This is a genomic window from Shewanella glacialipiscicola (assembly GCF_023283485.1).
GTDB lineage: Bacteria > Pseudomonadota > Gammaproteobacteria > Enterobacterales > Shewanellaceae > Shewanella > Shewanella glacialipiscicola.
Genome location: NZ_JAKILU010000046.1, coordinates 1 through 6,949, shown reverse-complemented (window position 1 = coordinate 6,949; position 6,949 = coordinate 1). Strand labels below are relative to the sequence as shown.

Genomic DNA, 6,949 nt, shown 5'->3' with positions numbered 1-6,949 from the left:
TGAATACCGAGCCATATCGTTCTCTTTTGCCGCACCCTGTCTTTAAACATAATGATTATTTAGGGGTGACAACAATCCTGACACAGGGGGCAATGAAGCGACCTATCAATTAGGTGATAAGAAAATTGATCCACTTAATGACCATTTTCGGCGCAAAGTGATGTCTACAACGGTGGTATTGGAAAATCCATTATTAATCCGTAGCTAGCTTGAGGCAACTATGAAAGATAAATCAATGAAAAATCAAAAAGGAGTGGTGCTATTCTTCGCCTTGATAGTATTGATTCTTATGACCTTAATTGGCGTGGCTTTAGCTGTGAATTCTACACAGTCGCTGCGAATGGCAGGTGCAGGCGCTGAACGTATTGAGGCTAATGCAATAGCAAATGGTGCGCTAGATAGCGTCATTAATAAATATAAAGGTGCAGCATTTGCCAATATGATGGTTTCTCAGCCAGATAGTTTGCTTGGTGGGAAACAACGTTTGGTGCCAATGCCATGGGATGGGACGGTAAAAGATGTTAGTTGCCAACGTAGTAGTAAAGCAAATGGTGCCAATTTAATTAGCTGTCGTCGGCTTGAAGTCGAAAGTGTTAGAGCATTTGGTCGAGAAAACTTAGGCCAATTAGAAGTTGTTGCAGGTATTGAGCAAGAAGTGCTTACTGGGAGCTAAAAATGTTGAAAATATTAACCTTTATCTGTGTGTTTGTTTTGATTGGTATATCAAGTCAATCACATGGCGATGACACTGAACTTTATGTATTTGAAACCGCTACTGATGCGGGTGCACGCCCCAAAGTGCTGATTATCTTTGATAACTCTGGCAGTATGGATACGAAGGAGAATATCCCGGATCCTGATTTTATTCCCCCAGCAGACTATGATTCTGACTATAACCCATCAACAAATTACTTTGGTTCTGGCAGTATAAAAAACACTATTTATTTCTCAACGACATCGGACACTAATCTTGAGTGGCTATTAGATTCAGCCCAGAATTTTGAAGGTAAATATAATGGTTGTCACCAAAGTTGGGCGCCTTTAACTGATGTTGGTTTTTTTAAAGGGCATGTAAGTGAGTTTTACTCTAGTAACTGGAAAGCTCTTAGAACGACGCAAAACTTAGCTGGTGTGAGATATATAGATTGTTGGGAGGATATAGCAGCAGAAGATCATATAAACTCAAATAACTATGGTAAATCAGGCTTTCCAAAAAATAGTTCTAGTAATCCCCCTTATACAGTCGTTTCAGGTACATCAGATACAAACTGGGATGGCGCAATAAAGATTGCTAAAAAGACGACGATAGGTAGTTTAAGCTCGGTTACTCTTTATTCTGAAAATTACTTGTTATGGAATAAGCTAATTAAAAATGGCAAAATTCCTATAGTATCGAAAATGCGTATTGATATTGCAAAAAAAGCGATTTCTGATGTGATAAAAGCCACACCCTCTGTTGATTTTGGTTTAGCGGTATTTAACGAAAACACCAATAATCGCAAGGAAGGCGGTAGAATTGTTTCGGGTATACAGGACATGAGTCCGGGCACGACTCCAGGGATTGCAGCAAGAAATAATATACTCACAAAAATAGGTCAGTTGAATCCCGAAACAAACACGCCATTATGTGAGACATTATTTGAGGCGTATCGATACTTATCTGGTGGAGCGGTGCAGTTTGGCCATGAAGATACTGCGAGCCCTAAGTGGGATATAAGTGTTGAATCTAGTAATAATTATATTTCCCCGCTTAAAATATGTACAGATATGGCATATGTCATCTATGTAACTGATGGTGCGCCAACTTCCGATAGTTCTGCTGATGGGCTTGTAAAAAAGTTGACTTCAGGGGCGAGTGAATTCGGTAATTATGACGTTTTTTCGTATAAACCTGATCCTAAGAAAGACAATAAAGTAAGTAGCTATCTTCCTGCGCTAGCTAGCTATATGTATCAAAATGATTTAGTTAATAAAACTGATGATAATGACGATAATCCATTGCAAAATGCGCGAACCTTTACAATTGGTTTTAGCTCTGGCGCTGACGATGCTGCACCTTTACTGATTGAGACAGCAAAGCGTGGGGGCGGTAAATATTTTGCGGCGCAAGATAGCTTACAGTTAACGAATGCATTGTCGGATGCATTGAGTTCAATTTTAGAGGTCGATTCAAGTTTTACCTCACCCAGTATTGCAAGTAATAACTTCGATCGTACTCAAACCTTTGATTCTGCATATTATGCGATGTTTTTACCCGGTAAAGGACCACGGTGGACTGGTAATCTTAAAAAGTTAAAAGTGAATGCAAGCGGCACATTGATCGATGCTAAAGGAGGTATCGCCATTGGTGACAATGGTAATATTAAGAAAGAAGCCTGTACGTTTTGGACTAATTGCAGTGGCGGTACCGATGGTAATAAAGTTGAAATCGGTGGCGTAACACAAATGCTGGAAGGGCTTACTAAAAGAAAGGTATTGAGTAATACCGGCATTGGTAATGGACTCGAGGAGCTTACAATCGCTAATGCCGCCAATGGCAGTAATGCTGATTTAGCTGCTTATATGAGCATTGATGAAATCGATCTTGATTCAACATTCAAATGGCTATTGGGTGTAGATGTGGACGATGAAGATGTGGACGATGAAGATGGGGATAAAAGCACCACAGACAATCGTAAAGATATTATGGGAGATCCATTACACTCTAAACCACTAGCAATTAATTTTGGAACGAGTGCAGCCCCTGATATTAGAGTTCTCTTAGGAACTAACCACGGGCTCTTGCATATGTTTAAAGACTCAGGAGTGAGTGTTGATGAAACATGGGCATTTATGCCCTATGAGCTACTGCCAAACGTACCCAAATTGCGTGCAAATCTACCAGGCGGTCATTACGTGTATGGAATGGATGCATCTCCAGTCGCTTATGTAAAAAGCAGCATAGATGGTTCTAAGCCAAGTGATGTTTGGGTTTTTGCTGGAATGAGACGGGGTGGCTCTTCGTATTATGCCCTGAATGTAAAGTCGCCAGATACTCCTAGCTTAATGTGGACTATAAATCCTGAAACATCTGGGTTTTCTGAGTTAGGACAAACATGGGCTGAACCAATTATTACCTTAATTCCTGGGCATAGCACACCCGTACTTATTTTTGGTGGTGGATACGATGTTAGCTACGACTCAACTCCGTCAAGTACTCCTTCAGGAAGAAATGTTTATATCGTTGATGCAAAGTTAGGGACTTTATTGCACACATTTGGCACTTCAGCAGGCACGAACGCTACCGTGTTACCTGGAATTATTGACAGTATACCTAATGCTGTTGCGGTTTTGGATAGTAACAATGACGGTGTTACTGACCGAATTTATGCGACAGATACAGGTGGTAATGTTTGGCGTATGGATTTACCTAGTGCGAAGACCTCTACATGGACAGCATATAAATTTGCATCTTTGGGAGGAGATTTAGCTTCTGACCGACGCTTCTTTGCTGAACCAGTGGTCGCTCAAACTACATTTAATAATGTAACAGAGGTGTCTGTCGTAGATCCTGTCAGTGGTTCTAAGGCAGTGACGAAGAATTATCAAAATGTGCCTTACGACGCTATTGCTATAGGTAGTGGAAATAGACCAACCCCCTTATCTAAATCGACTGAAGATATGTACTATGTACTTCAGGATCGTAATGTTATCACTAAGAGTTATGGCGGTAGTGGTAATCCAGTAGCACCAGCAGCGATTACGCTGGGTAATTTGTATAATGTAACTGCAGCACCTCCGAAAACGGAGACTGAAAACATCGCATTTGGTAAGAAGCTAGGGTGGTATTATGACTATCCAACCGCGGGAGAAAAAAGTCTAACGGCCAGTTTAATCGTTGACGGGAAAGTTTACTTTACGTCATTTGTTCCCCCATCTCAGTCAGTATCAGACACAGTATGTACGGTTTCTGGTTTAGGTCGATTGTACGTTTTTGATTTACATAAAGGCACTCGTACACTCACCAGTGTGTATTATGAGTTAGGTGAGCGGGTTCCGGATACACCGCAAATAGTCATTCCCACTCCTGAATCAGGAAAGGACCCGTATATTTATATTATTGGTGTTGGAAAAGGTGAGAAGCGAGATGATGGTGAATATAGCGGAACAATAAATGTAGGCTCAGGATTAGGGGTCAACAAAATTTATTACCATATAGATGAGAATTAATGTAGATGAGAGTATGAAAGAAAATAAAGGTTTTACGTTGATAGAGGTAATGATTACGGTTGTTATAGTCGGTATTCTTGCTTCTATTGCCTATCCTTCTTATACGCAGTATGTCATTAAAAGTGCGCGTTCTGAAGGCGTAGCTGCTGTGATGCGAGTTGCTAATTTGCAGGAGCAGTATTATTTAGATAATCGTACTTATACAACCGATATGACTAAATTAGGGCTAGATAAAAGTCCGTTTATTACTGAACATGGACACTACAGTGTAACGTCAGATGGAACAACAACGACAACAGTGACAGCAAAGGCAATAGGTATCCAAGCATCTCGAGATGCCACAGCTTGTCCAACTATTACATTGACTAGTGATGGAGTTAAAGGGCCGTCAGAGGAGTGTTGGAAATGAATAAGTTAATATATGGTACTTTTGCAGCATTAATCGGGTTTAATTGCAGTGCAGCTGAAAGTGCTCAAGATTATAAGTGCTATATTAAATCTTCATATGGTAATGAATATATCGTGTTTTTTAAATGGAAAGATAAAAATGTGCGTCGACATATGGCAGCATTACCAGCAACACAATTAACAGATCGAATGAATAAAAAGTATTTTGTTAAAACTGTTGATGAATGTATCACCATGGATAAGGAGTTTGTTTCAACTACCGCAAAAAAACTAGATCTGCAAACATTGAGGTAGTATTTAAAAGATAAATACTATTTCTCCGTGCACTCCATATCTTTTGCTCCAAACTTAATTAGCCCTGATGGTGATATGTTAATGCTACGAGAACCAGATGCTTTTCCTGCTGGGCAGTAAATAAAAGCCCCTCCGGAGGAAAGACCATCGGGTGAAAACGTTATATGTTCGCCATTTTCACTGTTAGCTGCAATTTTTTCAGGTCCTTTAACGTTATCATTAGTATTAAAGCTATCTATAGAACGTAAATTTTTAGTGGCGCCAATATAAACTCTAATACCATTATTCCAGTTTGTTCCACATGAAGAAACGCTAGCAAATGGACAGACATTAACGGTAGCACCATAGTTTATCGCTTGGTTTCGAGCAAAAGCCATAATGTCATGTATTTTTTCAATGTTACTATTTGCTCTAAAGCCTTCATACATAGATATGAGTGACGGAACCCCGATAGTTAATAATATGGCAGCAATTGCAATCGTGACCATTAACTCTACTAAGGTAAAGGCTTTTTTTTTATCGCGCATAATTTTTAATCCTTACTTATATTCTGTAAAGTATAAGCGAGAATTATATCAGTTTCAGTATAATTGAACCGAATCTAACTCCTAATCATGTAATTTAGTGATGCTTTACTCATTATTCTTACTAACTACATTTTATGTTGTTTTCTGTGGAAAAACGTACTCTACCTGCCTGATTGACAATAATAGCTCTAGAGTAAGGATTTGTTACAGATAATGGGCAATATTTTAGTGTTCCATTAGTGCCTGACGCTAAGCCATCTGGCTGGAAACGAATTGTAGTTCGATTGTATTGGACAATGTCTTTTGAGTGGAATGCGTTTGTTGTGTACAGTTTTTTATCATTACTATCGAGTTGACTATTATTGTTAGTATCAATGAAGACGGTTAATCCGACCTGCCAGTTAGAGTCGCACTTTTCGTCAACAATAGCGCAAACGGTAACTTTTTTATTATAAGAAATAGCTTGGTTACGCGCTAATTGCAGTGTTTGCTGGATAATACGTATACTGCTATCAGCTCTATAGTTTGTATAGAAATCAGTTAATGACGGCACTCCAATAGCCAGTAAAATTGCTGATACAGATAGTGTAATGATAAGTTCAATGAGGCTAAAACCTTGCTTGTGAGTTTTCATACACTTCCTTGTTATTCATACGCTGGCATCCTGCGAGCGAGTTAATAATAGATCAAGAATGTAAGTATAAAATCAGATACTAAAAGTAAGGCACTTTTTTTAGATTGTTATGGACTAACAGCAATATTGTAGAAACTGTGTTTTATGCGCTAAGCATCACATTCGCTTCAACATTATCCTCACCCCGTGTAAGCTAGCGTTATTCTGTTTATTTATATTAATGCAAGATATGAGAGATTCTGATGAAAAAAGTTGAAGCTATTATTAAACCATTTAAATTAGATGACGTGCGCGAATCACTTGCAGAAATAGGCATAACTGGCATGACAGTGCTCGAAGTTAAAGGCTTTGGTCGTCAGAAAGGTCATACTGAACTCTACCGTGGTGCTGAGTATATGGTGGATTTTTTGCCTAAAGTTAAAATTGAATTAGTGATTCAAGATGATCTACTTGAGCAAGCAATTGATGTTATAGTTGAAACTGCCCGTACCGGAAAAATTGGTGACGGTAAAATTTTTGTAACTGATGTTGAGCGTGTTATCCGTATAAGAACCGGTGAAGAGAACGAAGACGCAGTATAATCTGCTTTGATACTAAAGGGCCTATGGGCTATCTCTTCTACACAAATCCCCCGATAAATTCGGGGGATTTTTTTTGAACTTGCGCTGATGTTGTTGATCTGATCTGCAAAACAACTTTAGGCGCACTCTATGAATTTTATTTCCAACCTAGCACAATGGGCCCAACATCTCTTCCAACACGCTAGCCTAGGTGATGCAAGGCGTTTCAAACGCTTGATAGCATTGTCAGCAGCACTGGCAGCTCATACGGGAAAATCTGTGCCACAAATCAGCCAATCTGCCGCGGATATTGAAGC

Annotated in this window: 8 protein-coding genes and 1 pseudogene; 7 read left to right on the top strand and 2 right to left on the bottom strand. The window is 39.3% G+C overall.

Going from position 1 to position 6,949, the window contains the following annotated elements:
• Window positions 1-67: 67 nt before the first annotated feature.
• From L2717_RS17845 to L2717_RS17825, 5 genes and pseudogenes are all read left to right on the top strand, one after another.
• Window positions 68-208, top strand: a pseudogene (locus tag L2717_RS17845) (PilW family protein); the annotation flags it as partial.
• Between the two features lie 27 nt (window positions 209-235).
• Window positions 236-673, top strand: a complete 438-nt coding sequence (locus L2717_RS17840; RefSeq protein WP_220774972.1) for a pilus assembly PilX family protein — start codon at window positions 236-238, stop codon at window positions 671-673.
• A 2-nt stretch (window positions 674-675) separates the two neighbouring features.
• Complete coding sequence (locus tag L2717_RS17835; protein ID WP_248938128.1) at window positions 676-4,209, top strand: pilus assembly protein; 3,534 nt, start codon at window positions 676-678, stop codon at window positions 4,207-4,209.
• A gap of 13 nt (window positions 4,210-4,222) precedes the next feature.
• Window positions 4,223-4,618: a type IV pilin protein gene (locus tag L2717_RS17830; protein WP_248938127.1), complete on the top strand. Its 396-nt coding sequence runs from the start codon at window positions 4,223-4,225 to the stop codon at window positions 4,616-4,618.
• Window positions 4,615-4,911, top strand: coding sequence for a TapY2 family type IVa secretion system protein (locus tag L2717_RS17825; protein ID WP_220775190.1), 297 nt, complete (start codon window positions 4,615-4,617; stop codon window positions 4,909-4,911). Before L2717_RS17830 ends, L2717_RS17825 begins: the two co-directional genes overlap by 4 nt.
• A gap of 17 nt (window positions 4,912-4,928) precedes the next feature.
• Here L2717_RS17825 and L2717_RS17820 read toward each other — a convergent pair whose 3' ends face one another.
• Window positions 4,929-5,438 carry a GspH/FimT family pseudopilin gene (locus tag L2717_RS17820; protein ID WP_248938126.1) on the bottom strand — a complete coding sequence of 170 codons (510 nt, stop codon included), beginning with the start codon at window positions 5,436-5,438 and terminating at the stop codon, window positions 4,929-4,931.
• 121 nt (window positions 5,439-5,559) lie between these two features.
• Window positions 5,560-6,072 carry a GspH/FimT family pseudopilin gene (locus L2717_RS17815; RefSeq protein ID WP_076497029.1) on the bottom strand — a complete coding sequence of 171 codons (513 nt, stop codon included), beginning with the start codon at window positions 6,070-6,072 and terminating at the stop codon, window positions 5,560-5,562.
• A 242-nt stretch (window positions 6,073-6,314) separates the two neighbouring features.
• Between L2717_RS17815 and glnB the strand changes: the two genes are divergently transcribed.
• Window positions 6,315-6,653, top strand: a complete 339-nt coding sequence (gene glnB, locus L2717_RS17810; protein WP_220775173.1) for a nitrogen regulatory protein P-II — start codon at window positions 6,315-6,317, stop codon at window positions 6,651-6,653.
• 129 nt (window positions 6,654-6,782) lie between these two features.
• On the top strand, window positions 6,783-6,949 hold a 167-nt coding region (locus L2717_RS17805; RefSeq protein WP_248938129.1), incomplete at its 3' end, for an IS4/Tn5 family transposase DNA-binding protein.

What these genes read in the sequence shown, in the direction of transcription:
- glnB (WP_220775173.1), top strand. Translation starts at nt 6,315, where the DNA reads ATGAAAAAAGTTGAAGCTATTATTAAACCATTTAAATTAGATGACGTG.
- L2717_RS17835 (WP_248938128.1), top strand. Translation starts at nt 676, where the DNA reads ATGTTGAAAATATTAACCTTTATCTGTGTGTTTGTTTTGATTGGTATA.
- L2717_RS17820 (WP_248938126.1), bottom strand. Translation starts at nt 5,438, where the DNA reads ATGCGCGATAAAAAAAAAGCCTTTACCTTAGTAGAGTTAATGGTCACG.
- L2717_RS17825 (WP_220775190.1), top strand. Translation starts at nt 4,615, where the DNA reads ATGAATAAGTTAATATATGGTACTTTTGCAGCATTAATCGGGTTTAAT.
- L2717_RS17830 (WP_248938127.1), top strand. Translation starts at nt 4,223, where the DNA reads ATGAAAGAAAATAAAGGTTTTACGTTGATAGAGGTAATGATTACGGTT.
- L2717_RS17840 (WP_220774972.1), top strand. Translation starts at nt 236, where the DNA reads ATGAAAAATCAAAAAGGAGTGGTGCTATTCTTCGCCTTGATAGTATTG.
- L2717_RS17815 (WP_076497029.1), bottom strand. Translation starts at nt 6,072, where the DNA reads ATGAAAACTCACAAGCAAGGTTTTAGCCTCATTGAACTTATCATTACA.